Genomic DNA, 26,434 nt, shown 5'->3' with positions numbered 1-26,434 from the left:
GATTTTACAAAGCCCCGTTCTGAATGCCCCCTTTCACCGATCACCCACTCCACCTCACCCGCCGCGCCCTCTTTGGGAAATCGGCCATGGGATTGGGCGCGATGGCGTTGGGGTCATTGTTCACACGGGATGGGCTGGCCCTGCCGCCGGACAAGCTGGCTCCGGTGCTGCCCCACTTTGCACCGAAGGCCAAGCGGATCATCTACCTGCTGCAAAACGGGGCTCCATCCCATGTGGACCTCTTTGACTACAAGCCCAAGCTGAGGGAGTGGCACGGCAAGCAGATCCCGGATGAGGTGGCAGGCGGGAAACGCTTCAGCACCATGACAGGCGGGCAGACCGACCGGCCTGTGCTGGGTGAGATCTCCAAGTTCAGCCAGCATGGTCAGAGTGGTGCCTGGGTGAGCGACTTCCTGCCTCACACCGCCGCCATCGCGGACGACTTGTGCTTCATCAAGTCCATGCACACCGAGCCGGTGAATCACGCGCCAGCCATCACTTACTTTCTCACTGGAGGCGAACAGGCCGGACGCCCCAGCATCGGCGCTTGGTTGAGTTACGGCCTGGGCAGCGATTCCAATGAATTGCCTTCCTTCGTCGTCATGACCTCGCGGGATAAGGAAGCATCCTGTGGGCAGATCTTCTATGACTTCTACTGGGGCAGCGGTTTCCTCCCCTCCAAGTATCAGGGGGTGAAGTTCCGCGGCAGTGGTGACCCGGTGCTCTACCTCAGCAATCCTGACGGGATGAGCCGCAGTGTGCGCCGTGGAGTGCTGGATGATCTGGCCAGGCTCAATGAGATCAAACTGCGGGAACAAGGCGATCCGGAAATCGCCACGCGCATCTCCCAGTATGAGATGGCCTACCGTATGCAGGCCAGCGTGCCGGAGCTCACCGATTTCAGCAAGGAACCGCAGCACATCCTGGATATGTACGGCCCTGAGGTACATCGCCAGGGCAGCTATGCTTACAACTGCCTCATGGCCCGCCGACTGGCCGAGCGCGGCGTCCGCTTCACGCAAATCATGCACGCGGGCTGGGATCAACACCGCAACCTCAACAGCCAGCTCAAGATCCAGTGCCAGGATACTGATGCCCCCTCAGCCGCCTTGGTGAAGGATCTTAAACAACGGGGTCTGCTGGACGACACACTGGTCATCTGGGGCGGTGAATTCGGCCGCACCCCGTTCCTTCAAGGAAAGATCGCCGACACCAAACAATGGGGCCGGGACCACCATCCCTACGCGTTCACCCTCTGGATGGCAGGCGGCGGGATCAAACCTGGCATAAGCCACGGTGCGAGCGATGAATTTGGCTTCAACGCAGTGGAGGACAAGGTGCACGTGCACGACTTCCAGGCCACACTCATGCATCTCATGGGGATTGATCACGAGCGCTTCACCTTCCGGTTCCAGGGGCGCCAGTTCCGGTTGACGGATGTGCATGGGCACGTGGTGAAGCAAGTTCTTAGTGCTTAGTTCTTAGTGCTTAGTTCTTAGTGCTTAGTTCTTAGTGCTTAGTTCTTAGTGCTTGGGGCCCCGTCGTGGATGGGAGAAAAGAAGTCTCCGCTTTGGCGTGGCACAAGGAAATGTGGAAGAACCGTCTCGGTTCTTGTTCCAGTATCACCCAGCACAAACGCCTACCAAGAGCCGGGACAGCTCTTCTACAGTGCTGCGCGCCATTGTGTGAGACCAAATCCGGCACCTTCCAATCTGCCACCAACTGATGCCGATTGCCAATCGGCGCTACCCGTTACCAGAAGAATACGAGTCCACTCTTACCGGCTCCGCTTGCTTATTGCCACTTTGCCCGGCTTCGATTTCTCGGTGGGCTTGGTGGAATCTGCGGGGTTTGAAGGCTTGGAGGATGAACGTTCCGGCTTGCCCTTGGATTTCTCGGTGGGCTTCGCCGAGGGCGCTGGTTTGGTCTTGTCCTTCCTGACGAACTGCGGTGGCGGCTGAGGTTTGTCCGCGCGAGCCACCTCAGGACGGAACGTCGGCTTTGGCACTTCCTGGTTCGTCCCCATGCCTTTCGCCTTCTTGCCGAAATTGGGCTTCCCTTGAGGGGCCTGCGGTTGCGGCTCAGCGCGCCGTGGAATCGGGCCTTCTTTCCTTTTCACCGGTCCTTTCACACTCACCTTCCCTTCAGGCTTGATGATCTCCCAGTCACGGTCCTTTTCCCGACGACGCCCCTTGTTCGGCTTGGGAGCCGAATTGGACTTGGTCTTGGAGGCGGGTTGGGCATCCTGACGTTTCTGCCAGAACGGCTTGTCAGACTCTTCTTTGCCTTTCTCTTGGCCTGCGGTAGGAGCTGTTTTCCTTGGCCCATCTTGGCGCTTAGTTTTGTCCCATGCGGGCTTGCCTTTGCCGCGGTCGCGCAAGTCCTGTCTGTCGCCTGATTTGGGACCAGGACGGAACCGACCACCGCGGTCCGGTCGCCAGCCCCCCCGCTCGCGCGCAGGTTCCTGTTCACGCGCTCCTTCGGACCGCTCGGACGCGATGCGGAAGTCCACCTGTTTCTTGAAGTCATCCACCCGATAGACCTGCACAGGCAGTTTGTCACCCAGACGGATGATCCTGCCACTGTGACGACCCACAAGGCGAGCCCGCACGGGATCAAAGGTGAAAAAGTCATCCGGCACGGAGGACAGGTGCACCATGCCACTAAGACCCAGGTCACTCACATCCACAAAGAAGCCGAAGTTCCTCACATCAGTCACCAGACCCGGGTAAGTCACGAGTTTGCCAGACTTGATCTGCGCCTTCAGGTAGGCGTAGAGTTTCACATCCTTGCTGTCGCGCTCCGCATCCGAAGAATTGCGTTCCGTGGCGGTGATATGGTCAGCAATCTCCTGGATACGAGAGGCCTGGATGGCCTGATTCTCAAACAGCACCCGATGCACCACCAAGTCCGCATAGCGGCGGATGGGCGAGGTGAAGTGGGTGTACTTGGCCTTGTTCAGGCCGTAGTGTCCCAGGGGTTCCATGGCATAACGCGCCCTCATCATGGAGCGCAGGAACCCGATCTTGAGCGCCGCGCCAATCGGCAGGGTGCCCAGCAGTTCCAGGAGCTTTTGCACCTCAGAGCGCTTGGTCAGATTGCCGCACTCCACCTTGTGAGCCAGCACATCCTCGCGGTAGTCCTTGAGCTTTTTCTCCTTGGGCGGCTCGTGCACCCGGTACACCGCAGGTCGGTTCAGGTGCATGAGCCGGGAGGCCACCGCTTCATTGGCCAGGAGCATGTACTCCTCAATGAGCTGGTGGGAGACGTCGTTGTCGATCTTCTCGATGCGGGCCACCTTGCCCTCCTCATCCAGGCGGATCTTTGACTCCGGAAAATCCATGTCCAGCGAGCCGGCCTTGAACCGGGCGCGACGGATGGCCTGAGCCATCTCGTGAGCATCGAGGATCATGCGCTCAATGGCATCATCCTTCTTGGCTCCGTTCTCAATCACCGCCAGTGCTTCCCGGTAGGTGAAGCGTCTCTTGGAGTGGATGACGGCGGGATAGAACTTTGTCTCCAGCACCCGGCCATCGGGATTGAGCAGAAATTCAACGCACTTCGTGAGGCGGTCCAGCCCCGGCTTCAGCGAGCACAGCTCATTGCTGAGCGCCTCAGGCAGCATCGGGATCACGCGATCCACCAGGTACGTAGAGTTGCCACGTTTCCGGGCTTCTCTATCCAGTTCCCCGCCAGGCTTCACATAGTGGGACACATCCGCGATGTGCACCCACAACCGCCAGCGATCCTTGCCCTCGCGCTTCAGGCAGATGGCATCGTCGAAATCCTTGGCGTCATCCGGGTCAATCGTCACCACCAGGTGTTCCCGGCAGTCCACCCGCTCCGCGACTTCATCGGGAGAGGGTTGATTGTCTGGCCGCGACTTGGCAATGGTGTTGGCCTCGTCCAGCACCTCTTTGGGGAAGCGCAGGGGCAGATCGTAGTGGCGCAGCACCGAGAGCATGTCCACGCCCTCCTCATCCGGCGGGCCCAGTACTTCCACGATCTCGCCTTCGGGGTTGGTGTGGCGGGATTCCCACTGCACCATCTCCACCACCACCTTGTCGCCCACATTGGGACGGCGGCCCACATCCTTGGGCGGCGGCACAAAGATGTCGCGCGGCAGGCGCGGGTCATCAGGCACCACGTAGAGGAACTGTTTCCCCTTCTGCAGAGTACCCACGATGGTGGACCGCTTGCGTTCCAAAATTCGGATCACCGTACCCGTCGTTTCCTCAGGCCGGACCTTGCTGTAGCCCTGCGGCCTCACATCACGGCGCACCAGCACCCGGTCGCCATGCATGGCAGTACCGGTGGCACTCTCCGGGATCACGATTTCATGCACCCCTGCTGCCGAGGGCAGCAGGAAGCCTTTGCCACTGCGGGTGATCTGGATGACTCCAGCCACCAGGTCGGCTTCATCCGCGAGGATATAGCGGTTGCCCTTGGTGCGGACTACCCGTCCTCGGGTTTCCAGTTCCTGCAAGAAGGCCTGTAGCTCCTGTTGACGATTGGGAGCCCAATCGAGGGCAGCCAACAGGCCGGGTACATTAGCGGGCACATACTCGGACCTTCCGAGCAATTCGAGAATATCACTTTCCATAACTAACTATCGCACAATTCCGGATCATTGGCCGGAGGGTATCTGGAGCACATCATGGGCTCCGTCTGATGATGGAGAATACGCTTACCGCTCGTAGTCGTCCAACTTTTTTGCGTTTTATCTGCATCGCACCATGAATCCCACCCCCCTCACCCGCTGCCTCGGTCCCTTGCTGGCGCTGCTCTGCACCTCCCTGCTCCACGCAGGCCCGGCGCTCTCCGATCAAGAACAAAAGCTGGGGTTCAAGCCCCTCTCGGATGGCCAGACCTTCCAGGGCTGGGATCAAAAGGGCAACTGGGTGATCGAGGAGGATGGCACCTTTTACCGGAAAGCCAAAGGCGGCGACCTGACCTATACCGCCAGCACGGTGCCAGACGACTTTGAACTCCGGTTTGAGTGGAAGGTCTCCAAAGGGTGCAACAGCGGCGTTTACTACCGCCCAGGCCAGTACGAGTACCAGGTGCTGGACAACGTGAACAGCCCGTATGGCGAGAATCCCCGGCAGAGTGCTGCCTCCCTCTTCTTCTGCATGGCCCCGAACAAAGACGCCACGCGCCCCTTGGGCGAATGGAATGAGGGCCGCGTCCTCTGCCAGGGCACACTGATTCAGCACTGGCTGAATGGCGAGCTCGTCCTGGACTTCGACTACACCGACCCCAAGTGGGCACAGCAGGTGGAGCTGCTGCGGATTCGCGGAGCCAACCTCAATGCCCGTGGAGGCCGGATCAAACTACAGGACCACGGAGCCGACGTGTGGTTCCGCCATCTGCGCCTCCGCACCGTGCCCAAAGATGAAAAGCTCACTCGGCTCGATTTCCAACCCCTGCCCATTCCAGCCGCCGCCTTGCAAAAGGAAAACGAGCGCGTGCAACAGATGCTGAAAAAAGCTCCAGCCAAGCCCTCAGCACCCGCCGCGACCGCCGCCCCTACCAAGGCCGATGCCGCCGAAGCCGCCGGCCCAGTGAAGATCATCTTCGATACGGACATGCACACCGACTGCGATGACGCCGGTGCCCTGGGAGTGCTGCATGCCCTGGCGGACTATGGGGAATGCGAGATCCTGGCCATGCTGTGCAGCACCCTGGATCCCTGGGCCGTGCCCACCATCGATGCCATCAACACCTACTACGGCCGCCCAGACGTCCCGCTTGGCACCGTCAAAGGGAAGGGAGTGCTGCGCAAGTCCGTGTACACCAAGGGCGTGGCCGAACGCTTCCCCCATGACGTGAAATCCAGCGATGCCGCCCCCGATGCGCTTCAAGTGTATCGCCAGATCCTGGAGGCGCAGCCCGACCAGTCCGTGGTGCTGGTGACCGTCGGCTACCTGACCAATGTCGCCAACCTGCTCAAAGCCCCCGCCCAAGACGGCAAGCCCAGCGGCCTCGACCTCGTGAAGCAGAAAGTCCGCACCTGGGTGTGCATGGGAGGTAATTTCATCGGCACACCCGCCCGGGATGATCTGAAGCTCGGCAATGTGAACTTTACCTATGACGCCCCCGCCACCCTGTACGCGATTCAGAACTGGCCCGGCGATCTGGTTTTTGCCGGCCGGGAAGTTTGCTCCGTACCGAGCGGCGTGGCCGTGGGCGAATGCCTTCGCGACGTACCGGCAGATCACCCCGTGCGAGTCGCTTATGAGCTCTACTTCGGCGGCGAGCTGAAGAACCGCCACGTGGCAGACCTTGCGAGCGTGCTCCACGCCGTGCGCGGCCGGGGAGAGTTCTGGGACATCCAAGACCAGGGCCACATGGCCCTGAAGCCAGACATGACCTTCACCTGGGAAGCCCAACCCGACAGCCGCCAGGCTTATCTCCTCAAGAAGAAAAACAAAGACGGCGTGTTGAGCGATCGCGCCGTGGAGGCGGCGCTGGAGAAGTTGCTACTTCAGGCACCGAAGGCAAAATGAGAATAAGTTTAACCACAGAGGCACAGAGAACACAGAGGAATGAAGCTGAGATTTAGACAGAATTAACAGAATTTACGGAATTAGATTTAGCTTCTGACTAACGTGTCAGAGCTCCCTGGTCTGAAGCTTGAACCTTAATTTTGTTAATTCCGTCAATTCTGTCTAAAAAGTCATCCCGCTGTGTTCTCTGTGCCTCTGCGGTTAATTGAAATTACTCCATCAACCCCGCCGCCCTCAACACCGTCTCCTGCACGATCAAATCGTGCTCGGCGGTAAACTCCCATTTCACCTCACCGCGGATGGCTTTGGCGAAGTCCACCCAGTCGGCCAGATAGCGCGGGGCTTTTTCAAACTTCACTTCCTGGCGGCCTTTTTTGTAAGGGCCGCGCGGGCGATCGAGAGTGAGGATCATGCCGGCGGGCTCCAGAGGGCGGATCTCCACCGTGCCGTATTCACCACAGACCACGAACTGACGCCGGGAGCCGCCATCCACCTCCACCATGCTGCTGCGCAGGCTCACGGTGGCTTCCTTGTAGTCCAGCACGGCCAGCATGTTGTCCGGCCAGTTGTCTGAGCGCGTCTTGCGCACATGCGGCATCACCGCCTCCGGTTTGCCCAGGACACGCACTACGGAATCGATGAGGTGGCAGCCCAGTTCAAACATGGAACCGCCTTTGTACTGCACCAGCCCCTGACGCTCACCATCGCTGAGGAGCTTGCTCATCTCGGCATGGATGGCGAAGACCCGACCGAGCCAGCCTTCCCGCACGGCCTGGATCATGAGCTGAAAGGCGGGATTGCACCGGAACATATAGCCCATCTTCACGAGCTTCTTGTGCTGGGTGGCTGTCTCCAGGATGCGCTGGAACTGCGGCAGGGATTCGCCCGCCGGCTTGTCCAGATGCAGGTGCAGCCCCGCCTTCACCACCTTCTCGGCTGCATCCAGCAGCCCGGCCACATCCGTCTCCACCGCCACCGCTTGCAGCCCGGGGGTGTTGAAGAGCTGCTCCTCCGTCAGCCAGGGCAACCCGGCATAGTCTGGGTGATCTTTGACCTTCAGCCGCTGGGCTTCATCCGGCTCCACCACCCCCACCACTTCAAAGTAAGCACAGGATCGCACCGCCGCCAACTGGCCTCCGGCGTGAGCATGCTTGGTACCAATCTGGCCAATCTTGAGACGCCCCGCCCCGGCGGCTGCGCGAGCGGAGCTCGTCCCCAGTCCCACCGCCAGCCCAGCCCCCATCATCACCCGGTGAAAGGACCGGCGTGACAGCTCAGTTTTCTCTGATCCCCACACCCGTGTGCTGGGTGACTCCAAGTTCCCGTTCTCTTTCATCATCAGGTACATGAAACTCTCCCCAACTCCCGTTCTTGCGTCGATCCTCCTCACCGCGGCTCTGGCGGGCCCTCTTCATGCCCAGAAGGCCGCCCCGGGCGTCACGCTGGAGAAAGACATCACCTACCTTGAACCCGACCGGAAGGAGAAGGCCGATCTCTACCAGCCTGCCACCCCTCCCCCATCCGGCACGCTCTATCCGGCAGTGGTCATCATCCACGGCGGCGGCTGGACCGGCGGAGTGAAGAACGCCGCCCGCGAGGAGAACATCGGCAACACCCTGGCCACCCACGGCTACGTGGCACTCAGCATCGACTACAAGCTCCACGATCCCAAGAGCCCGCCGGACCAGATCTGCTGGCCGCAGAACCTGCACGACTGCAAGACGGCTGTGCGCTGGCTGCACAAGAACGCCGAACGCCTTCACATTGATCCCAAGCGCATCGGGGCCATCGGTGGCTCCGCCGGAGGCCACCTCACCTCCATGCTGGCAGTCACCCAGGCCAAGGACGGGCTTGATCCAAAGGGGCCCTATGGCGAGTACCCCTGCGACATCAAGTGCGCCGTGGACCTGTACGGGCCCATTGAATTCCTGTCCTGGAAAGACGTCGCCGCCCTGCGCAAGTCTCGCGCCCAGGCCCCGGACCTGTACAAGCAGTTCTCCGTGACCACGTACCTGGACAAGAACGCCCCACCCTTCCTCATCCTGCACGGCACCGCCGATACCACGGTGGATGTGGAGCAGTCCCGCCTTTTTGCCCGGGCTCTGGAGAAGGTCGGCGTGGAGCACCAGATCGAGATCATCGAGGGTGCCCCGCACACCTTCCACCTCCAGCCGAAGCAGAAGGACCTCCGCCCCCTGGTGCTGGCGTTTTTTGACAAGCATCTGAAGGAAAAATAGCCCCCGCCCCACCCTTGGCGGACATCTGTCCCCCGGTTGCACTTCGTATCCCCCTGTGCCAGTGTCCGCCTCCCGTGTCCCAGTCCTCGCCCTCCTCTCCCTCCGGTTCACCCTCTCAACAGTTTGAAACCGCCGCCATCCATGTTGGCCACGACTGGCGGGATCAAACGGGTGCGGTCATCCCGCCGGTGTACCTCACCAGCACGTTTGAGTACGGCAATGAGGGCGGCTTCGACTACACCCGCTCCGGCAACCCGAATTTCCGGAACCTCCAGCAGACCCTCGCCGCCTTGGAGGGCTGCCGCCACGCCTGCGTCTTCGCCAGCGGCGTGTCCGCCATCACCGCCGTCGTCTCCACACTGAAGTCGGGCGACGTGGTGGTGCTGGAAGAGAACGTCTATGGCTGCACCTACCGCCTCTTCGCCCGGGTGTTCGAGAAGTTTGGCGTGAAGCCCTGCTACTTCGACCTGAGCGATCCGGCCAACTACAGCAAGATCACCGAGCTCAAGCCGGCGCTGGTGTGGATCGAGTCCCCCACCAATCCCATGCTCAAGGTGCTGGACATCGCCGCCATCAGCGAGGTAGCCAAGAGCGTGAACGCCCCGGTGCTGGTGGACAACACCTTTGCCTCCAGTTACGTGCAGCAGCCCATCGCCCTGGGGGCTACGCTCTCCCTGCTCAGCACCACCAAGTACTCCAACGGCCACTCTGACGCCCTCGGCGGTGCCGTCTGCACCGATAGCGATGAGTGGCAGGACAAGATGATCTTTGCCCAGAAGGCTCTGGGACTGCAGCCGTCTCCGTTCGACGCCTGGCTCACCTCCCGTGGTCTCAAGACCGAGGCCATCCGCATGGAGCGACACAACTCCAACGCGCTCACCTTTGCCGAGCGGCTGGAGCAGCGCAGCGGCATCCGCTGGGTGCGTTACCCCTTCCTCCCCTCTCACCCCCAGTACGAACTTGCCAAGAAGCAAATGCGCGGCGGCAGCGGCATCATCACTGCTGATCTAGGGCTGAACCTGGAGGAAACGATGGCATTCATGCAGCGCTCCCGCTATTTCACCAAAGCCGAAAGCCTGGGCGGCATCGAGAGCCTTATTTGCCACCCCGCCAGCATGACGCACGCCAGCATCCCCCGTGAGGTCCGCGAATCGGTGGGCATCACTGATGGCGTCGTTCGCTTCTCCGTGGGCATCGAGCACATCGAGGACCTGTGGTCGGACGTCGAGCAGGCGCTGGGGTGAAGGGAACTATCTGGTCGCTCCCCATTTATCATTCCTAATTCCTAATTCACAGTCATCCCATAGCCCTGCAAAAGCAGCGCCAGAGGCTTGAGTTGGTGATGTTTTGAAGTGCCTTTTGCGAAAGTGATTTCTCAAACGGGGCGGTCCTGCTCCGTTATGCGACGCCTGCTGTCCCATAGACGGGGGGCTCCAGCCCAGGCAGATACACGCTTTGCGGGCTGGCTCGCATCTTCCATGGACCGCCTGCTGTCCCATAGAACGCCAGCAATCTGAGCAGATCCACCCGGCTCCAAGTCACCCCTCGGATCATCGTGAAGAGGCGGGTGAAGCTGTGCGGCCAGCCCGATACTTGTGCCAGGAACCGCAGCAGCACATAGAGCAACAGGGCCGCCCAGAGCTGCCAGCGGATCGCGTTTTTGCTATGTCCCAAAAAATCACAGATGCAGAGCGTTTGCTTGATCTGCTTGAAGAACACTTCAATGCCCCAGCGGCTCTGGTAGAGTTCTCCTACCGTGCTGGCGGCCCATTCTGTCTGGTTGGTGATAAAGGCCATGCGCACTTCCTTGCCGTCAAGCTCCACGAGCATCTCCACCCGGCGCAGCGGGCCGGGATGTTGCGAAAGGCTCCTGGCTCCTTTGAGCACAATGAGGTCATCGCGCAGCACCTTGCCTTGCGGCCGTGCCTGGAGCTTGCGCGTCACCCGGTAGCTCATGTTGTCCTTGGCACGGGTGACCCAGAAGATGCCCCGCCCGGTCAACTCCCAGAGGTGGGCAAAGTTGATGTAAGCCTTGTCAAACAAGGCAATTTCCCCGTCTTTGAGGCTGGCACAAAGCGCGCGGGAGCGCGAGTCATCATGATGAGAGGCTTCTTCGATGATGGCAAAGGCTGGCAGGAAGGTTTGCAGGTTGAGACGCAAATGGAGCTTGGCCGCCGCCTTGCGCTGCCGGTGCTTGGCCCAACTCATACAGTTGGCCACCAGGGCGATGGTGCTGGAGTCGATGGCGTAGATGGCCCGTCTAAACCGCCGGGGCAGTCCTTCATAGCGCAGGCCAAACCCGGGGTGCCGATGCTGGAGATGATCCAACATCTTCCAAAAGAGGGTCTCCATCAGGTCGCTGTCCCGATTCTTATTGGCATGGGACAGGGTGTTGCGGGCTGGCGGTGTCGCTCCGCGGATGGCAGCGAGGGCCCCGGCATGATGCCTCAAGCTGTCGCACACATCGTTGAGACTGATGGAGTGTGTCAGTTGCGCGTAGAGCAGGCTGACCACGTGACTCCAGGAACTGAAGGTGCGCGGCTGGCTGCCGTGGTGGTGTTGAGCGCAGAGGTTCGCGACCAAGTGCCCGGGAATGAGCTTGCAAAGCTGCCCCAGAACGCTTCCAATGACTTTGGCTGGTTTGAATTTCATCTCAGGCCTACCCTGTGTGGGGTAGGCCGCCAGTCACCTTTTTGTTTCGCTGTGGGACGGCTGTGTTCCTAATTCATCATTTTTCGACGTGCGCAACCTTCTGACCGACCCCCTCTGCAAACCCGAAGACCTCGGCTCGCCCATTCCGCCCACGCCGTATGGGATCTCGGTTTGCCTGCCGCTCTGGTCGCATGTGATCGGGTATGAGGAGAAGGATCCGGCCGTGGTGGGTCAGTTCCGCAGCGGGTATCCCCGCTTCTTTGTGCCGCCAGCCATCGCAGCCCTTTTTGACAAGGTGGAGAAGGAACACGCCCAACCGGGCGAGCGGGCCTTGGTTTTCCCGCGCCTCGTGCACGCAGAGCGCTGCGCCAACTACCTGCGTCGCCATCGCGTCGATGCCGCTCGCACGTTGGAGTATGGGCCGGAAGCCCTGGGAGTGACGTTTTTCCCAGGAGCCGCCTACGATTTGGCCCGGCAATTCTGGCGCTTTGCCGGTGAGGTGGTGAGCATCCGTCAGGCGGAGTTTGCCACCGGGGCTGGTTGCCAGCAGTACACCGTTGAGGCGGGTGCCCGGGCCAATCAAGCTATCAAGGAGCGCTTGGCGGAGATCACCGGGCAGCGTCCAGAGGATGTTTTTCTTTTCCCTTCCGGCATGGCTGCAAACTATGCCGTGCACCGCATGCTCACCACCCTGCTGCCCGAGCGTCGCACGGTGCAGCTCGACTTTCCCTATGTGGATGTGCTGAAGCTCCAGGAAAAGTTCGGCACCGGGGCACACTTCCTGCCTTTCACTGGGGAGGCGGACTACGATAAGCTTCGCGATATCATCAAAGCCGAACCCTTGGCTGGCATCTTTGCCGAGGTCCCCAGCAACCCGCAGCTCAAGACCGTGGACCTGCGCCGGGTGAGTGAGATGCTATTCCTTGAGGAGAAGGATATCCCCATCATCGTGGACGATACCGTGGCCACGAATGTCAATGTGGACGCCTTCCTCATCGCTGACGTGGTCACCACCAGCCTCACCAAGGCTTTCTCAGGCGTGGGTGACGTCCTGGCGGGATCCGTGATCCTGAACAGCGACTCCCCTTTCCACGACGAGTTTGCCGAGTTCCTGAACAAGCACGCCGATCACGAGCTCTGGCGCGGCGATGCCGTGGTGCTGGAGGAGAACTCCCGCGACTACGTGGACCGCGTAAAGTCAGTAAGCCGCAACGGCGTCGCCCTCTTTGAATACCTTTCTGAGCACCCTGCGGTCGCCAAGGTGTATCATAGCCTGGTCGATGAGAGCGGCATCTACGATCACCTCCAGCGTGATGATGGCGGCCACGGTTGCCTGCTTTCCTTTGTCCTCAAGGATCCTTCCAAAGCGCCCGCAGTGTACGATGCGATGAAGTTCTGCAAAGGCCCCAGCCTCGGCACTAACTACACCCTGGTATGCCCCTACACCCTGCTCGCCCACTATGATGAGCTGGACTGGGCTGAGACCTGCGGTGTGGACCGCTCCCTCATCCGCGTCTCTGTGGGTCTGGAGCCTGCGGAAGTCATCATCGAGCGGATGAAACAGGCGCTGGCGAAAGCGGAGTGAGTGAGCGAGTGAATGTGGAATAAACCACAGAGACGCAGAGGGCACAGAGGCTGATTTTTTAGACAGAATTAACGGAATTTACAGAATTGGGTTTTGACTGAGGGACGCGGTGATTTTCACTTGGGATCCCGGGTTGATGTCGGCGTAAGCAATGCAGTTGCCGAGGGGACAAAGAGCCCAGGCAACTCGTCCCGGAGGGACGGCGGAATGGAGCCGGTGGTGACAACCACCGGACATTGCATACCGCTATCCATGCGTCCCGGAAGGGACGCCGGATCATGCGCCCGCCCTGTCGGCACCAATCAACGACTCGACGCCTCACTGTCCGCCGTCCCATCCGGGACGGAATGATCTAATGCCCCGTCGTCCGGTGGTTCCCGGCCTGAGTACAGGCCCTTCACCACCGGCTCCACTCCAGAGTCCCTCCGGGACTCGAGACTCGCATCTCGCGTGCAGGGCTCAAACTCATCTTAAGCCCTCCTGCTCTATACACCAATTCCGTTAATTCTGTTAATTCTGTCCAATCCTAATCCCCCAATACCCCTTTTGGGCACAGTGCGAGATTTTTATGCCAGCGATCTCCTAAATCTGGCACGGACGCTGCTTTTGACGGGCGTCCAATCATGCTTTTGCGAAACACTTTTACATGTGCCCTGCTCGCACTGGGCTTGGCCTCCTTGATGAGGTCCAGCACACTGGCGGCAGACGGCCCCGCCACCTCTGAGGCCACGGTGCGAGCCGCGGTGGTGGAGGCACTCACAAAACAAGAGAGCGCCGAGCAAGTGGCTGCGATCCGCAAGATCCCTGCCGATGCAGGTCCGATCGCGACAGAGCTCCTGACGCTCTGGAAAGAAGGCGGCATCTATCTTCACGAGGACGACGAGGGCAAGATTACCCCAGTGACTCTCACCGGCGAGAAGGATGCCGACGGCAAACAGGCCGCCCTGCTCGTCCTCGACAAGTCCCCTTTCAAGGATGCTGAGGGCAAACCTATCTTGATTGACCCGGCCGAGGTCAGCGGTGCAGAGACGGACTCCAACATCCGCCGTGCCATGAAGGATCTCACAGACATGGCGGCCCTCTCCAATCCGGATCTCAAGATCCGCCTTCGTGCCGTCAGTGATGTGGGCCTGGAGTTGAATCTCGAAAAGCTGCCTGCTCTTCTCGAACGTCAAAAGGTGGAGACGCATCCGGGAGTGAAAAAGGCCCTCGAACAATCCATCGCACTGACCCAGCTCAAGTCGCCCGATGATGCCGAACGCATCAAGGCTTGCGCCGCCCTCGGGGCCATGGGGTCCATCCCCAGCCAGGATGCACTGAAGACGCTCGCGTCTGAAGCCACAAAGGAAGGCAAAAAGGAGGTCGCCGCCGCAGCCACTGCCGCCTTGGAGAAGATCGCCGCCCACGTAAAGGTGGTGAACACCGCTGGCACCATGTTCCGCGGCCTTTCCACCGGTTCCATCCTGCTCGTGGTCGCCATCGGTCTGGCCATCACTTTCGGCCTCATGGGCGTGATCAACATGGCCCACGGTGAACTGCTCGTTGTCGGTGCCTACACGACTTATGTGGTGCAGTGCATCTTCGGTGCCGGGCTCACGCTCGCGCCATTCAGCCAGAGTTCGCTGACGTTCACCATCCCCGGCATGCATGCCACAGGGGCCACGTTCAGCGTGTACTTCCTCGTCGCACTGCCCTGTAGTTTCCTCATGGCAGCCCTCGTAGGCATCGGCCTGGAGCGCGGTATCATCCGCTTCCTCTACAAGCGCCCGCTGGAGTCCCTGCTCGCCACCTGGGGCGTCTCCATTGTCATGCAGCAGTTGCTGCGCCTCATCTTCGGCCCGCAAAACGTGGCCCTGGAAAGCCCTGCGTGGCTCTCTGGCAGCTGGGTGGTGAATGACATCGCGTTCAACTGGAACCGTCTCTTTGTGATTGGCTTTGCGGTCATCATCATCGTGCTCACCTGGGCAGTGCTGAACAAGACGCCGCTGGGTCTCCTCATCCGCTCCGTAATGCAAAACCGCGACATGGCCGCCTGCATGGGCGTGCGAACGGAGCGCGTGAACATGCTCACCTTCGGCTTCGGCAGTGGCCTGGCAGGTCTGGCAGGCGCGTTCATCTCCCAGATCGACAACGTCGGTCCCTACACCGGTCAGAATTACATCGTGGACTCCTTCATGACGGTGGTCGTGGGCGGCGTCGGCAACATGATCGGCACCGTCATCAGCGCCCTCGGCATCGGGGTCGTTGACCAGTCTCTCCAGCAAATCCTCGGCAACCCGGTGCTCGGGAAGATCCTCGTGCTGGGCACCATCATCCTGTTCCTGCAGTGGAGACCGCAGGGCATCTTCGTCACCCGCAGCCGCAGCCTCGAATCCTGATGAACCGCTCCTTCCAACGCCGCGAAAGCATCATCTTCTTTGCTTTTGCCCTCCTCCTCGTCGTCATCCTGCCGCTGGCCAGTTCCATCGGTTGGATCAGCCCCTTCACGCTCAACACCTGGGGCAAGTACCTCTCCTACGCCATCCTGGCCATCGCCGTGGATTTGCTCTGGGGTTACACAGGTCTCTTGAGTCTTGGTCAGGCCCTCTTCTTCTCCCTGGGCGGCTATATGATGGGCATGTACCTCATGCTCATGATCGGCAAGCTGGGGCAGTACAAGAGTGATTTGCCAGACTTCCTGGTGTTCCTTGGCCACACCCAACTTCCCGCCATCTGGAAGCCTTTCTACTCCTTCCCGTTTGCGCTGCTCATGGTGGTGGTGATTCCAGGCATTCTTGCCTTCATCTTCGGTTACCTCGCGTTCCGCTCCCGGATCAAGGGCGTCTATTTCTCGATCCTCACGCAGGCACTGACCTACGGCGCGGCGCTGATGTTCTTCCGCAATGACTTGAACATGGGCGGCAACAACGGCTTCACTGACTTCCGATTCATCTTGGGGGCCGACATCCGGAGTGACGGCACGAAGCGGACGTTGTTCATCGTTACCGCCATCGTGCTGCTGGGCGTCTATGCGGGCTGCCGCTGGCTCACCACCACCAAGTTCGGACTCATTCAACGGGCCGTGCGTGACAGCGAGAATCGTGTGCTTTTCTCCGGCTACGCTGCGGCGAACTACAAGCTTTTCGTGTTCGTACTGTGCGCCATCATCGCCTCGCTTGGCGGTTCCCTTTTCGTGACTCAAGTGGGCATCATCAACCCCAGTGAGATGACCACACAAAAGTCGTTGGAGGCAGTGGTCTGGGTCGCTGTCGGCGGACGCGGCACTTTGATCGGCCCCATCCTCGGTGCCATCGGGGTGAACTCCCTGCAGAGCTGGGCCACCCGTGCGATGCCGGACTACTGGCTGCTTTTCCTGGGCGCAGGCTTCACCCTGGCGGTGCTCTTCATGCCCAAAGGGCTGGTGGGTCTCCCTCTCCAACTGCGCAATGCCTTTGTGAAGTACAAGTCCCGCTCGGCTGCTGACGAAGACGCCCCGCAGATCCCCGCCGCCGCCATCACGGTCAAGCCCACTCCCAGCACCCCCTCCTCACCCAGCGCTGAATGAGCCAGAAACCTTTCCTCCTCGCCGCCGAAGGCCTGAACAAGAGCTTCTCTGGATTCAAGGCCATCACCGATCTCTCTTTCTACCTGGATGAAGGTGAGCTACGCACCGTCATCGGCCCCAACGGTGCCGGCAAGACCACCTTCCTGGACCTGATCACCGGACGCACCAAGCCGGACACGGGCACGCTCCAGTTTGAGGGAACACACGACCTGCTGCACAAGAACGAGTACGAGATCTACCGCCTCGGCATTGGTCGCAAGTTCCAGACCCCCACAGTGTACACGGACCACTCCGTCTTTGAAAACCTGCTGCTCAGCCTGGGTGGCTCCCGCAGTGTGTGGAAGAGCCTCTTCTACCGGCTCAAGTCCGAGGACAAGGACCGCATTGAGAGCATCCTCAAGACGATCAACCTCACCGACCGCGCCCACTGGAAGGCCGGTGCGCTTGCCCACGGCCAAAAGCAGTGGTTGGAGATCGGCATGCTCCTGGCCCAGAACGCAAAGCTGCTCCTGGTGGATGAGCCCGCCGCCGGCATGACGGACGAGGAAACACACCGCACGGGGGAGCTCCTCCTCTCCCTCGCCGGCAAGCACACCATCGTGGTGATCGAGCACGACATGACCTTCGTGCGCCAGATCTCCAAAGACCGCCGCGTGACGGTGCTCCACCAGGGCTCGGTGCTCTGCGAAGGCTCGGTGGATTTCGTCCAGAGCAACGAGCGCGTGATCGAAGTGTACCTCGGTCGCAAGTCGAAGGCCGCCTGACGCCAAAGCCCAAACATCCGAACGAACTCCTCCCTCACCTTCATGAACGTTCTCGAAGTCAGCGGCCTTCAAGCCTCCATTGGTGGCAGCCGCATCCTGCGTGGCATCGACCTCACCATCCCGGAAAAGTCCGTCTTCTGCCTCATGGGACGCAACGGCGTGGGCAAGACCTCCACGCTCAAGTCCATCATGGGCCTCCTGGCTGCGGAAAAGGGCCAGATCAACCTCACCGGCACGGAGCTCAAGGGCATGCGTCCCGAGGCACGCGCCCACCTGGGTCTGGCTTATGTCCCACAAGGTCGCGACATTTTCCCCCACATGACCGTGGAGGAGAATCTCCACATCGGCCCCATCGCCCGTGGCAAGAAGCTCAATGGTGAACTGGATCGCATTTACACGCTCTTTCCCATCCTCAAAGAGTTCCTCCCGCGCAAGGGCGGCATGCTCTCCGGTGGTCAACAGCAACAACTCGCCATTGGTCGCGCCCTGCTCACCAATCCCAAATTGCTCATCCTGGATGAGCCCACAGAAGGCATCCAGCCCAACATCATCGACCAGATTGGCGACGCCATCAAGATGTTGCGGGCCGAGGGCCAGATGAGCATTTTGCTCGTGGAGCAGTACCTCGATTTCTGCAAGGAACTGGGCGACGTCTTCACCATCCTGGAGCGTGGCACGGTGGCTGCTGCCGGGAAAATGTCGGATCTCAGCGAGGAGATGATCAAGGAGTTTCTCACCGTCTGACCCGGCCCCAGTCGGTCTTGCCTTTTGCGCCGTTCCACATCAAGCTCCCGCCAGTCCATCTCTCAAACTCCCGCAGACTCCCATCCCTGCCTCGCATGACCTTTCGCGATCTCACCAAGACAACCGTCCCCCTCGCCACTCTCACCCTCGTCCAAAGCCTCTCCGCCCACCCCGGTCACTATCATCCGGAAGGCGATCAAGTGGATGAGTTTGACACCGAGTCTTTCTTCAGCGCCATCGCCCACCCCTTTACTGGACTGGACCACTTGGTGGCCGCTATCGCAATCGGCTTCCTGGCTTATGCCATGGGGAGGCGCATGGGCCTGGCTCTTGCGGCCAGCTTCCTCGGCATGCTGGCGATCGGTTCTGCCGTGGGCCGTGCTGGTCTTGGCGTCCCTTTTCTTGAGCAGGGTCTCGCGCTTTCCGTTCTAGGCCTTGGTGTGATGTTGATGTTGTACAAAAACTCCAGCCAGGCTCTCCGACTCGGCATCGTCGCCGCCATCGGATTCTGGCACGGAAACGCGCATGGCTTGGAAAACGCCGGCGGACTCTTCGCCATGGGCCTGTGGTTGGGCACGCTGTTGGTGGTCAGCCTTGGGGCTATCATCACCCTGCCTTTCGCCCAGATCACCGCCAGCCCCTGGCGTTATGCAGGTCTCGCCGTGGGCACTGCTGGCTGCGTCTTCTGCGCCACTCACTTCGTCTGATTTCCACCGCCTCCTCATAGACACATGCACCTTTCCCCTCGCGAACAGGAGAAGCTCTTGGTGGTAGTGGCGGCCGATGTGGCCCGTCGTCGCCGTGACCGTGGCGTGAAGCTCAATCATCCTGAGACCATCGCGCTCATCACGGCGGAGATCTTCGAAGGTGCCCGCGACGGCAGGTCTGTCGCAGAGCTCATGAGCTATGGCACCACCATTGTGAAACGGGATGAAGTCATGGAAGGGGTCGCGGAAATGATCCACGACATCCAGGTGGAAGCCACCTTCCCGGACGGCACCAAACTCGTCACCGTCCACCACCCCGTCCGCTAGCTGGTCGAGCTCCTCTCCCATCCTCATGATCCCCGGAGAAATCATCCATCCCGAAGGTGCCGGTGACCTGGAGGCCAATGTCGGCCTGGCCACGGTGACTGTAGCGGTTTCCAACACCGGCGACCGACCCATTCAGGTAGGCAGTCACTTTCACTTCTTTGAGGTGAACACCTCCCTCCACTTCGACCGCCCGGCATCGCTCGGCTTCCGCCTCAACATTGCGGCGGGCACTGCCGTGCGGTTCGAGCCCGGTGACACCCGTGAGGTGGAGCTCGTCGCATTCGCCGGCAAACGCGAGGTCTATGGCCTCAACAACCTCGTCAACGGTCCCCTGCCCGCTCCCGCCAACGCATGAAGATCACTCGCAAACAACACGCCAGCATGTTCGGTGCCACTACGGGTGACCAGGTGCGCCTGGCCGACACCGAGCTCTTTGTGCAGGTCGAGCGCGACCTCATCGCTGAAAAAGGCGGCTACGGGAACGAGGTGAAATTTGGCGGCGGCAAAGTGATCCGCGATGGCATGGCCCAGTCCTCCCTGGCGCTGGATGCCGACAGTCTCGACCTCGTCATCACCAACGCCTTGATCATCGATGCCGTGCAGGGCGTCATCAAAGCGGACATCGGTGTGAAGCATGGCCGCATCGTCGGCATTGGTCACGCCGGGAACCCCCTGCTCCAGGACGGCATCGACATGGTGATCGGCGCGGGCACGGAAGTCATTGCTGGCGAGGGTTGCATTATCACCGCTGGCGGCATCGACACCCACATTCATTTCATCTGCCCGCAGCAGATTGACCACGCTCTGGCCAGCGGCATCACCACCATGATCGGCGGTGGCACCGGTCCGGCCCACGGCACCTATGCCACCACGTGCACTCCCGGCATCTGGTACATGCAGCGCATGCTGGAGGCGGCCGATGAGTACCCCATGAACCTTGGGTTCTTGGGCAAGGGGAACTGCTCCACCGCACCGCCCCTCCGGGAACAGGTGCTGGCGGGTGCCGTAGGTCTGAAACTGCATGAAGACTGGGGCACCACCCCCGCCGCCATCGACACCTGCCTGGGTGTCGCGGAGGAACTGGACGTGCAGGTGGCCATCCATACGGACACTCTGAATGAAGCCGGGTTCGTTGAAAGCACACTCAATGCCTTCAAGGGCCGCACCATCCACACCTTTCACTCAGAGGGCGCTGGCGGTGGCCACGCTCCGGACATCATTCGTGTGTGCGGAGAAGCCAATGTCCTCCCCTCCTCCACCAATCCGACTCGCCCCTTTACTGTCAACACCATCGACGAGCATCTGGACATGCTCATGGTGTGCCACCACCTGGATTCCCGCATTCCGGAGGACGTCGCTTTTGCCGAATCTCGCATCCGGCCGGAGACCATCGCCGCAGAAGATCTGCTGCATGATCTGGGTGCCATTTCCATGATGTCCAGCGACAGCCAGGCCATGGGCCGCCTCGGTGAGGTCATCACCCGCACCTGGCAGACGGCACACAAGATGAAGACCCAGTTTGGCAAGCTGGACGGCCCCGCCCACGGCGCAGCGGACAACTTCCGGGCCATGCGCTATGTGGCCAAGTACACGATCAACCCCGCCATCGCCCATGGCCTCTCCCATGAGGTGGGTTCTATTGAGGTGGGCAAGCTCGCCGACCTCGTGGTGTGGAAGCCGATGTTCTTTGGCGTGAAGCCTGAAGTGGTGCTGAAGGGCGGCATGATTGCCATGGCCAACATGGGCGATCCCAATGCCTCCATCCCCACTCCGCAGCCCATGTTCTACCGGCCCCAGTTCGCCGCTCACGGTCGCGCCAAGTACAAGACGAACATTACCTTCGTCAGCGAGGCCTCCCTCGCCCACGGCAACGTCCAGAAGCTCGGCCTGAACAAGATGCTCAGCGCCGTGAAGAACTGCCGCAACATCGGCAAAACGAACATGCTGTGGAACGACGCCCTGCCCAAGATCGAAGTGGATCCCGAGACTTACACCGTGAAGGCCGACGGTCGGGAACTCCGCTGCGAACCTGCCGCCGTCCTCCCGATGGCCCAGCGTTATTTCCTGTTCTAAAGGCCACTCCCCGGTATCCACGCCTGGCGCATGCCAAGTTTTCCTGACCAGTCCGGGCCTCAACGCCTTCTGACTCAGGTCTTGCGTCTTGTGTCTCCAAGTCTTGTGTCTTTTCCATGATCCTCATCAAGAACAAACTTGCCCCCCAATCCGTGAGACCCGTTGCGGAACAGGTCCACCTCTTGGTGGAGCGCGCCATGTTCTTGAAGAGGCGTTGGCGCATCAGTGCACCCGACGGCACAGAGTTCGGCTTTGATCTGGAAACCCGCCTCAATCACGGGTGCGTCATCCATCAGACCGGCACTCACGACTACGTCGTCCTGCAGCAGCCCGAACTCATCTACGAAATCGAAACGCCCACGCCTGAATTTGCCGCCCTGGTGGGCTGGAAGGTGGGCAACCTGCACTTCCCCATCCAGGTTCTGCCGGATCGCGTTCGCATCCTCCACGACTCCGCCATCACCCAGCTCTTTGAGCGTGAGAAATGGAAGGTCGTGGAAGCGATGGCCATCTTCAACCCCATGCGCGTGGTGCCCCATGCTTCCTGAATGGCTCCCCTGGCTGCTCCAGGTCAATGACTCCCAGTTCCCCAGCGGAGCCTATGCGCATTCCATGGGTCTGGAGGAGCTCACCCAGCGCGACTACATCCGCAAACCGGAAGATCTGGAGAAGTTTCTGCACGAGCAGATCATCCCCAGCTTGAAGGCCTTTGAGCTCCCCTTTCTCGCCCGCGCCCACGCCGCAGCAGCCGCCGAAGACCTCAATACAGTCCGCGCGCTGGACGACGAATTGGAAGCCTGGAAGCTCGCGGCGGAACTGCGGCAGGCGAGCCGGCAGCTCGGATCGCGGCGCCTCGTCATGGCCCACAAGCTGGAAAACAGCGCGCTGCTGGAGCAGTACGCCAAGCGCGACGCCCCCTGTCATCACCTCATCATCTGTGCGTTGGAATTGCGCACCCTGCCTGCCGCTGCTGCGGGCTGCGCCTTCGGCCTGCAGACCCTCAGCGGCTATGCCACCGCCTCCATGAAACTCATGCGCATGGGCCAGGAGCGTTGCCAGCTCATCGTACGGCACGCCATGGCCACGCTGGCTCCACACATCGAGTCCGCAATGCGTGTGGAGGACAATTCCCATATTGGCTGGTTCAATCCGCTCCTGGAAATCTCCTCCATGCGCCATGCCCGAGCGCAGGAACGTCTCTTTATTTCCTAAACTCCATTCCTTCCTCACATGTCTCTCCCCGCCTCCCCTTCTCCCGCCGCTGCCAGCGACGGGTCCGAGTTTGAGTCCAAGCGCCCCATCCGCATCGGAGTGGGCGGCCCGGTGGGCTCTGGTAAAACCATGTGCGTGCTGCGCCTCAGCCAGTGGCTCAAGGAGGAGTACTCCATGGCGGTCATCACCAATGACATCTACACCCGTGAAGACGCCGAGTTCATGATCAGGCAAAACGTCCTCACCGCAGATCGCGTCATGGGCGTGGAGACCGGCGGTTGCCCTCACACCGCCATCCGCGATGACACCAGCATGAACATGGCTGCGGTCATCGAGCTGGAGAAGCGCCATCCCGATTTGCAGTTGATCCTCATTGAAAGCGGCGGCGACAACCTTTCCGCCACCTTCTCCCCTGAGTTGGTGGATGCGTACATCTACGTGATCGATGTCGCCGAAGGAGACAAGATCCCGCGCAAAGGCGGCCCGGCCATCCGCACCAGCGACCTGCTACTCATCAACAAGACCGACCTTGCCCCGTATGTGGGCGCAGATCTGGCGGTGATGGATCGCGATGCCAAGCTGATGCGCGGCAACCGGCCGTTCCTGTTTGCCGACCTCAAGTCGGAGAAGGGCAAAGACGATCTCATCGGCTGGCTGAAGCGTGAGTATCTCTTCGTGTAAGCGTCCGCCCTCCCTCCCTTGAAAGGCCACCTTCACCTCGCTTGCGCCCTCCGGGACGGCAGCATCCCGTACCTACGGGAGCAGTCCTTCTGTGCCCCGATGCATCTGAGCAAGCCGCATGTGGATGCAGGTGCACTGGTGACCAATCTCGTCAATCCCACTGCGGGCATCTTTGACAACGACGAGATCAATTTGAATTTCACCGTCGATCCAGGGGCCTCTCTGGTCCTGACCACGCCCAGTTCCAGCCGCGTGTACCGCTCCCGCAAGGGTGATACCGCCCTGGTCCGCCAGACCATGACCGTGGGTGCCGGAGGCTTCCTTGAGTTTTACCCGGAACCCTTCATTCCCCACGCCGGTGCCCGTTACCGCCAGCACAATGTGATCCAGGTCGCGCCCGGCGGCGAACTTCTCTTCTTTGAGTGGCTCTCCCCGGGACGCGTCGCTCGCGGCGAGGCCTTTGAGTTCGAGGAGCTCTGCTGGGATACCGACGTGTGGTCAGGCGACGTCTTGATTGCCCGGGAGCGTTACCGGCTTCGTCCAGACGACGCCAGCCTCAAGTCCCTTCGCCTCCCGTTTGATCTCGCCCACTACCTCGGGTGTTTCGTCATCCTGCCAGAGGGCGTGCCCTTTCCCCAAGCGGAGGTCGAGGCCCTCGGAGGAGATGTGAGTTCCGTCTATCTGGGATCCGCCCCGCTTGCTGGCAACGTGAATGCCTGGACCGTGAAGGCCATCTGCCGGGACTCCCTGGTCACCCGTAAGCTGCTCAAAGACCTGCGCACCGTGATCTACCAAGCACGCGGAAAGGCCCAACCGACCCTGGGAAGGTATTGAGAGGAGGCTGCCAATGCAGAAGCTCTGCCTCAGAAGGACCAAAGGTCCGGCATCATCACAGCCTTGGGCAACGCCCAAGGTGTGCATCTCAATATTCATAGAGGGCTGAAGGCCAGGCCTCATCGAGCCTGCCCACGAAGAGCATCCCTGAATAACCCCGGGCCTACAGCCCTCAACATCTTAAACCAACGCCAACCTTGGGCGTTGCCCAAGGCTCCTATGAGGCCGGGCTTTCAGCCCTCAAGCATCGCAAGCCGATCAAAGGCCCCAAGCCCCCTCACCGCCTCCTCCGCCTGAGCGCGCAGCGCTTTTGGGACTGCGGTGAGAATCACCGCCTTCGCCGGGCCTTGTGATTTACTTGAACCCTTCGTTCCCCACCGAAGCCCACATCCTCCGCTCCCTTCATCCGGCATTTCCACCTACACAGGACTCCCCAAAGCGGCGATTCTCGCCGCACTCCCAAAATCCCGACAAGTCGGGATCACGTGTTGAAAGTCCATGGGGGCTTGATCGTCAGATTGCCTTTCAGCGTCCCCCCTTCACATCAGGCGAAGCTCTTCCTTGAAGAGGATACTGCTACAAGCCCAACTTTGACGAGCCTTGAGCGATGCTACGTTGGGTATGGGTGAGATGAGAGACTACCTCGAAGGAGTTGTGGCGGTCTGGCGCAACTGCGGCTCGCACCCTTCCTCGGAGCAATGATCGTTCACTACGGGCGTCGTATTCCACGCGCCATTCCTCCGCTCCCAAAGGCCGGTTCCTCGGCTCCAGCAAATCACTTTCCATCGCCCTGGGACGGGATGCCCAGTCCACAGATCTACTCACTCGGCACCCATTCGATGTGGAGATCCTGCGCATTCCGCCTGGAGCCACACCGTACCCCTATCATTCTCACAGTGCCCAGTGGGAATTTTACCACGTGATCTCCGGCGTCGGCACCGTACGTCACGAGGCAGGGATCGAGCCCGTTGAATCGGGCGATGCCTTTGTCTTCAAGCCGGGTGAGCCTCACCAACTCATCAACAATGGAGATACCGACCTCCTGATCTACGTGGTGGCGGACAATCCGATCGGCGAATCGTGCCACTATCCGGACAGCAACAAATGGCTGGTCCGATCCCCGGAGCGCCGCATGGTGCGGGGTGAAGACGACGACTATTACCGGGGCGAGGAATAACCAGCGCCCCCCTCACTCCTCCATCAACTTCAGCCAGGCGGCCGCCGCCTTTCCCAGAGGGCGCTGTCTGGGCCAGAAGGCCACAATGGTGCGCTTTGGCGAGGGGTCACTTAAGGAGCGATACACCGGCTTCACGGATCTATCCTCCTGTAGCGCCATCCTGGGCACAAGGGTGATGCCCATGCCGGACTGGACCAGCGACTGCACCGTCTCCATTTGCGCGCTTCGACAGCTCACTTGAGGGTGAAAATCCTGGCGATGGCAGAAGTGCAAAACCTGATCGCCCAGGCAATGCCCTTCCTTCATGAGGATGAATTTCTCCTCCAGCAAGTCCTCTGGAATGATCTTCTTTTGGTCCACCAGGCGGTGGTTGTTCGGAAGGGCCAGCAGCAGCTCCTCGTCAAACAGCTCCCGCACCTCAAACCGCTCATCCTGCAGCGGCAGGCTGGCAATCGCGATATCCACCTCACAGGCGGCGGTCAGCTCCCGGAGACGGGCCGTGGTGTCTTCATGCACGACGACCTGCACACCAGGATACTTCGCGCTGAAGGCAGCGATGAGCTTTGGCAATAAATAGGGAGCGATGGTGGGCAGCACGCCCACCGTGATCCGGCCCTGATCCAGATCGTTGGCAGCCCGCGCTTCCCGGGTCGCGGCATCCATCTCCTCCAAAATTCGCACCGCCCTGGGCAGGAACCGCTCACCTGCCTGGGTCAGCTTGGCATGTCGGCGCAACCTGTCAAAAAGCCGCTCGCCCAGCTCATCCTCCAGCTTCTGAATCTGCTGGCTCAGAGAGGGTTGGGACACATGGCAGGTTTGCGCCGCCCGGCTAAAATTTCCGGTCCGTGCCACGGCCACCATGTAACGGAGCTGATGCAATTCCATAGGCTGTATCTATAGTCGCAATAGGAACATAGTATTTTAACTATAGCAAGTTCTGAACAAGAATGGGTTATTCAACGACAAGATCTTCCCGTCATGTCACCCACTCTTGCACTCAAGTTCGCTCCCCTGCCGAAGTCCGCGACGGTAGCTGCCGTCGGGGAGAATGAAGTATTCAGCCAGCCCGGTCATCTTTTCCGGTTCATGACGGCGGATCTTCAGAAGCGTCTCTTCGGCAACATTGCCCGACTCATGGGAGAGCTGCCGCGCGAGGTACAGCTTCGACAAATTTGTGACCTCTTTCGGACCGATCCCTCCTATGGCATCGGCCTGGCGAATGCCCTCGGCTTTTCCGTGCCACGCGCTTTGTCGCAGCGTCGGTCGCTTCATTGCACTCCGGCGCCCACCAGTGCCTGAGCCCCTGCCCCCTGTGAGTGGATACTGAACCCCAATGGCCACTCCTCCCCAATAAAAAACACCCCACCAAATCCCCAGAGGGCGGCTCC

General features: G+C 60.5%; 23 protein-coding genes. 19 read left to right on the top strand and 4 right to left on the bottom strand.

Annotated features, from left to right (window positions below):
• Positions 1-23 precede the first annotated feature (23 nt).
• Entirely contained in the window at positions 24-1,478 is a 1,455-nt protein-coding gene (locus tag VSP_RS11860) for a DUF1501 domain-containing protein (RefSeq protein ID WP_009960829.1), read from the top strand.
• A 299-nt stretch (positions 1,479-1,777) separates the two neighbouring features.
• Here the strand turns inward: VSP_RS11860 and rnr are convergent, their stop codons facing one another.
• Positions 1,778-4,603, bottom strand: coding sequence for a ribonuclease R (gene rnr, locus VSP_RS11855; protein WP_009960828.1), 2,826 nt, complete (start codon positions 4,601-4,603; stop codon positions 1,778-1,780).
• Positions 4,604-4,736: 133 nt separating this feature from the next.
• Between rnr and VSP_RS40885 the strand changes: the two genes are divergently transcribed.
• Positions 4,737-6,509: a 3-keto-alpha-glucoside-1,2-lyase-like domain-containing protein gene (locus tag VSP_RS40885; RefSeq protein WP_009960827.1), complete on the top strand. Its 1,773-nt coding sequence runs from the start codon at positions 4,737-4,739 to the stop codon at positions 6,507-6,509.
• Between the two features lie 211 nt (positions 6,510-6,720).
• Here the strand turns inward: VSP_RS40885 and VSP_RS11840 are convergent, their stop codons facing one another.
• Entirely contained in the window at positions 6,721-7,848 is a 1,128-nt protein-coding gene (locus VSP_RS11840) for a Gfo/Idh/MocA family protein (RefSeq protein ID WP_198141368.1), read from the bottom strand.
• 7 nt (positions 7,849-7,855) lie between these two features.
• On the opposite strand from VSP_RS11840, the gene VSP_RS11835 reads away from it, so the two are divergent.
• Positions 7,856-8,746 (top strand): alpha/beta hydrolase, encoded by an 891-nt coding sequence (locus VSP_RS11835; protein ID WP_044134294.1) that lies wholly within the window; start codon positions 7,856-7,858, stop codon positions 8,744-8,746.
• A gap of 74 nt (positions 8,747-8,820) precedes the next feature.
• Complete coding sequence (locus VSP_RS11830; protein WP_009960823.1) at positions 8,821-9,990, top strand: trans-sulfuration enzyme family protein; 1,170 nt, start codon at positions 8,821-8,823, stop codon at positions 9,988-9,990.
• A gap of 154 nt (positions 9,991-10,144) precedes the next feature.
• Here VSP_RS11830 and VSP_RS11820 read toward each other — a convergent pair whose 3' ends face one another.
• A complete protein-coding gene (locus VSP_RS11820) occupies positions 10,145-11,398 on the bottom strand; it encodes an IS4-like element ISVsp5 family transposase (RefSeq protein ID WP_009960198.1) in 1,254 nt (417 codons plus the stop codon).
• An 88-nt stretch (positions 11,399-11,486) separates the two neighbouring features.
• Here VSP_RS11820 and VSP_RS11815 point away from each other — a divergent pair, with 88 nt between their 5' ends.
• From VSP_RS11815 to VSP_RS43005, 14 genes are all read left to right on the top strand, one after another.
• A complete protein-coding gene (locus VSP_RS11815; RefSeq protein ID WP_009960822.1) occupies positions 11,487-12,983 on the top strand; it encodes a PLP-dependent transferase in 1,497 nt (498 codons plus the stop codon).
• Positions 12,984-13,663: 680 nt separating this feature from the next.
• Positions 13,664-15,361: an urea ABC transporter permease subunit UrtB gene (gene urtB, locus VSP_RS11810; protein ID WP_044134292.1), complete on the top strand. Its 1,698-nt coding sequence runs from the start codon at positions 13,664-13,666 to the stop codon at positions 15,359-15,361.
• A complete protein-coding gene (gene urtC, locus VSP_RS11805) occupies positions 15,361-16,527 on the top strand; it encodes an urea ABC transporter permease subunit UrtC (RefSeq protein ID WP_009960820.1) in 1,167 nt (388 codons plus the stop codon). Before urtB ends, urtC begins: the two co-directional genes overlap by 1 nt.
• Positions 16,524-17,291, top strand: a complete 768-nt coding sequence (gene urtD / locus VSP_RS11800) for an urea ABC transporter ATP-binding protein UrtD (RefSeq protein WP_009960819.1) — start codon at positions 16,524-16,526, stop codon at positions 17,289-17,291. Before urtC ends, urtD begins: the two co-directional genes overlap by 4 nt.
• A gap of 42 nt (positions 17,292-17,333) precedes the next feature.
• Complete coding sequence (gene urtE / locus VSP_RS11795; RefSeq protein ID WP_009960818.1) at positions 17,334-18,035, top strand: urea ABC transporter ATP-binding subunit UrtE; 702 nt, start codon at positions 17,334-17,336, stop codon at positions 18,033-18,035.
• A gap of 95 nt (positions 18,036-18,130) precedes the next feature.
• Positions 18,131-18,742 (top strand): HupE/UreJ family protein, encoded by a 612-nt coding sequence (locus VSP_RS39300; protein ID WP_009960816.1) that lies wholly within the window; start codon positions 18,131-18,133, stop codon positions 18,740-18,742.
• A 24-nt stretch (positions 18,743-18,766) separates the two neighbouring features.
• A complete protein-coding gene (locus tag VSP_RS11785) occupies positions 18,767-19,069 on the top strand; it encodes an urease subunit gamma (RefSeq protein WP_009960814.1) in 303 nt (100 codons plus the stop codon).
• A 25-nt stretch (positions 19,070-19,094) separates the two neighbouring features.
• Positions 19,095-19,424, top strand: a complete 330-nt coding sequence (locus tag VSP_RS11780) for an urease subunit beta (RefSeq protein WP_009960812.1) — start codon at positions 19,095-19,097, stop codon at positions 19,422-19,424.
• Entirely contained in the window at positions 19,421-21,142 is a 1,722-nt protein-coding gene (ureC, locus tag VSP_RS11775) for an urease subunit alpha (protein WP_009960811.1), read from the top strand. Before VSP_RS11780 ends, ureC begins: the two co-directional genes overlap by 4 nt.
• Positions 21,143-21,258: 116 nt before the next feature.
• A complete protein-coding gene (locus tag VSP_RS35060) occupies positions 21,259-21,690 on the top strand; it encodes an urease accessory protein UreE (RefSeq protein WP_009960809.1) in 432 nt (143 codons plus the stop codon).
• Complete coding sequence (locus VSP_RS11765) at positions 21,680-22,354, top strand: urease accessory protein UreF (protein ID WP_009960808.1); 675 nt, start codon at positions 21,680-21,682, stop codon at positions 22,352-22,354. Before VSP_RS35060 ends, VSP_RS11765 begins: the two co-directional genes overlap by 11 nt.
• Positions 22,355-22,372: 18 nt before the next feature.
• Positions 22,373-23,035 carry an urease accessory protein UreG gene (gene ureG, locus VSP_RS11760; protein WP_009960806.1) on the top strand — a complete coding sequence of 221 codons (663 nt, stop codon included), beginning with the start codon at positions 22,373-22,375 and terminating at the stop codon, positions 23,033-23,035.
• 18 nt (positions 23,036-23,053) lie between these two features.
• Positions 23,054-23,869: an urease accessory protein UreD gene (locus VSP_RS39295; protein WP_157210846.1), complete on the top strand. Its 816-nt coding sequence runs from the start codon at positions 23,054-23,056 to the stop codon at positions 23,867-23,869.
• A gap of 841 nt (positions 23,870-24,710) precedes the next feature.
• Positions 24,711-25,046, top strand: coding sequence for a cupin domain-containing protein (locus tag VSP_RS43005; protein WP_009960803.1), 336 nt, complete (start codon positions 24,711-24,713; stop codon positions 25,044-25,046).
• Between the two features lie 12 nt (positions 25,047-25,058).
• Here the strand turns inward: VSP_RS43005 and VSP_RS11740 are convergent, their stop codons facing one another.
• Positions 25,059-25,931 (bottom strand): LysR family transcriptional regulator, encoded by an 873-nt coding sequence (locus VSP_RS11740; RefSeq protein ID WP_009960801.1) that lies wholly within the window; start codon positions 25,929-25,931, stop codon positions 25,059-25,061.
• A 93-nt stretch (positions 25,932-26,024) separates the two neighbouring features.
• Between VSP_RS11740 and VSP_RS11735 the strand changes: the two genes are divergently transcribed.
• Positions 26,025-26,345: a catalase-related domain-containing protein gene (locus VSP_RS11735; RefSeq protein WP_009960800.1), complete on the top strand. Its 321-nt coding sequence runs from the start codon at positions 26,025-26,027 to the stop codon at positions 26,343-26,345.
• Positions 26,346-26,434: the final 89 nt, after the last annotated feature.

It is taken from the genome of Verrucomicrobium spinosum DSM 4136 = JCM 18804 (assembly GCF_000172155.1).
Classification (GTDB): domain Bacteria; phylum Verrucomicrobiota; class Verrucomicrobiia; order Verrucomicrobiales; family Verrucomicrobiaceae; genus Verrucomicrobium; species Verrucomicrobium spinosum.
The sequence above is the reverse complement of the archived record's forward strand: the minus strand, read 5'-3'. Positions and strand labels throughout refer to the sequence as shown.

Bases quoted from the DNA above. Each gene is read 5' to 3' on its own strand.
- ureC (WP_009960811.1), top strand. From the start codon at position 19,421: ATGAAGATCACTCGCAAACAACACGCCAGCATGTTCGGTGCCACTACG.
- VSP_RS11840 (WP_198141368.1), bottom strand. From the start codon at position 7,848: ATGATGAAAGAGAACGGGAACTTGGAGTCACCCAGCACACGGGTGTGG.
- urtE (WP_009960818.1), top strand. From the start codon at position 17,334: ATGAACGTTCTCGAAGTCAGCGGCCTTCAAGCCTCCATTGGTGGCAGC.
- VSP_RS11835 (WP_044134294.1), top strand. From the start codon at position 7,856: ATGAAACTCTCCCCAACTCCCGTTCTTGCGTCGATCCTCCTCACCGCG.
- VSP_RS11735 (WP_009960800.1), top strand. From the start codon at position 26,025: ATGTCACCCACTCTTGCACTCAAGTTCGCTCCCCTGCCGAAGTCCGCG.
- VSP_RS11765 (WP_009960808.1), top strand. From the start codon at position 21,680: ATGCTTCCTGAATGGCTCCCCTGGCTGCTCCAGGTCAATGACTCCCAG.
- VSP_RS35060 (WP_009960809.1), top strand. From the start codon at position 21,259: ATGATCCTCATCAAGAACAAACTTGCCCCCCAATCCGTGAGACCCGTT.
- urtD (WP_009960819.1), top strand. From the start codon at position 16,524: ATGAGCCAGAAACCTTTCCTCCTCGCCGCCGAAGGCCTGAACAAGAGC.
- VSP_RS39300 (WP_009960816.1), top strand. From the start codon at position 18,131: ATGACCTTTCGCGATCTCACCAAGACAACCGTCCCCCTCGCCACTCTC.
- VSP_RS11785 (WP_009960814.1), top strand. From the start codon at position 18,767: ATGCACCTTTCCCCTCGCGAACAGGAGAAGCTCTTGGTGGTAGTGGCG.
- VSP_RS11780 (WP_009960812.1), top strand. From the start codon at position 19,095: ATGATCCCCGGAGAAATCATCCATCCCGAAGGTGCCGGTGACCTGGAG.
- ureG (WP_009960806.1), top strand. From the start codon at position 22,373: ATGTCTCTCCCCGCCTCCCCTTCTCCCGCCGCTGCCAGCGACGGGTCC.
- VSP_RS11740 (WP_009960801.1), bottom strand. From the start codon at position 25,931: ATGGAATTGCATCAGCTCCGTTACATGGTGGCCGTGGCACGGACCGGA.
- urtC (WP_009960820.1), top strand. From the start codon at position 15,361: ATGAACCGCTCCTTCCAACGCCGCGAAAGCATCATCTTCTTTGCTTTT.
- VSP_RS40885 (WP_009960827.1), top strand. From the start codon at position 4,737: ATGAATCCCACCCCCCTCACCCGCTGCCTCGGTCCCTTGCTGGCGCTG.
- VSP_RS11820 (WP_009960198.1), bottom strand. From the start codon at position 11,398: ATGAAATTCAAACCAGCCAAAGTCATTGGAAGCGTTCTGGGGCAGCTT.
- urtB (WP_044134292.1), top strand. From the start codon at position 13,664: ATGAGGTCCAGCACACTGGCGGCAGACGGCCCCGCCACCTCTGAGGCC.
- VSP_RS11860 (WP_009960829.1), top strand. From the start codon at position 24: ATGCCCCCTTTCACCGATCACCCACTCCACCTCACCCGCCGCGCCCTC.
- rnr (WP_009960828.1), bottom strand. From the start codon at position 4,603: ATGGAAAGTGATATTCTCGAATTGCTCGGAAGGTCCGAGTATGTGCCC.